The sequence below is a fragment of the Agrobacterium sp. ST15.13.013 genome (assembly GCF_027956525.1).
Lineage (GTDB): Bacteria > Pseudomonadota > Alphaproteobacteria > Rhizobiales > Rhizobiaceae > Agrobacterium > Agrobacterium salinitolerans.
In genome coordinates, this window is the sequence record NZ_JAQKGP010000072.1 from 1 (window position 1) to 1,278 (window position 1,278).

A 1,278-nucleotide genomic window follows, 5' to 3' on the forward strand; every position below is an offset into this window, starting at 1 on the left:
GTCTGGAACACGACTGTTTCCTGCCCGAGCAAATCAGAGATGAGGCGCGCGCTGTCATGATCGTTGATGCCAAAAACCTGCAGCACGCCGGCGTTTGACAGAAAAGTTCCGGCGCGGTGACCGTATGTGGCGCGCAGCTGATGGATGTCCTGGAAGATGGGCCAAAGCTGGACACCATAACCCGCCATCAGACCCATCGCACGTTCGACTGGCGCTAAGTGCCCAAGCGATGCGAACTCATCGAGCAGATAAAGAACCGGTGTCGCCGGCTTTATTGGATCGCGGGCCATTTCGAGCAGGCTTTGGGAAACAAGCAGGCGCAGCCAGCGCGAATAGGTCGAGAGACGATCAGGCGGAAGAACGAGAAACACCGTCACGTTGCTGCGCTTGAGATCGGCAAACCGGAAATCCGAGCGACTGAGCACGGCCGTCATGCGCGGTGAATCAAGAAAATGCGTATGGCGTTGAGCTGCGGACAGAACGCCTGCGGCTTCGCGATCGGATTTCCCAAGGTGACGGTTTGCGGCACGCGCGACAAGGCCGCTTGCTGCATCGCTCTCCTGCATACGCTTGAGCAGCGCTGCAAACTGCTCCGGAGCAAGGGTGAGATAATCGCGAAGTGTTGCAAGGTTTCTGCCACTCAAAGGCTCCGCTGCAACGATCTCGAGCAGCAATCCGGCGATCAGTGCTTTTGCCTCCTCGTTCCAATGCGCCTCGCCCGCCATTCCCGGTTCATCGAACACGAGAGCGTCGGCAAGCGCACTGGCATCTTCCGCGACATCGAGGTTTTGGGGATCAAGCCTGGCCAGGGGATTGAAGGTCGCCGAGGGTCTCCCCGTAACACCAAAAGGATCGAGCACATGAACCGGTCCGAACTTTTTGGCGGGCACGTCCGGTGATCCTTGCATTCTCACCTTTTGGATCAACGCAGATCACCGAACGATCGGCAGTCAGCAGGTTTGGAATGATCGTGCCCACGCCCTTGCCGGTGCGCGTTGGCGCCATGGTGAGGAGATGGGCCGGGCCATCATAGCGCAGAGGTTTGCCTGATTTCGTATGACGACCGATCAGCAGGCCGGAGCCGGATGAGGTAAGAGCGCCTATCTCCTTGTCTGTTGCAAAGCGGGCGGAGCCATGGGTCTCATCGTCACTATCCCCGAAATGCAAAATCAGTGGAGTGGTGATGAACCAGAAGGTGATAACGGCAAGCGCCAGCAGGGTGAGGAAACTTGGAATGATGTGAACGATCGAGCCCCGCTCGAAACCCGTTTGCTCGAG

At 58.1% G+C, this 1,278-nt stretch carries 1 pseudogene; it reads right to left on the bottom strand.

From position 1 onward, the window contains the following. Positions 1-1,278: pseudogene (locus PL597_RS25905) on the bottom strand (type IV secretory system conjugative DNA transfer family protein); the annotation flags it as partial.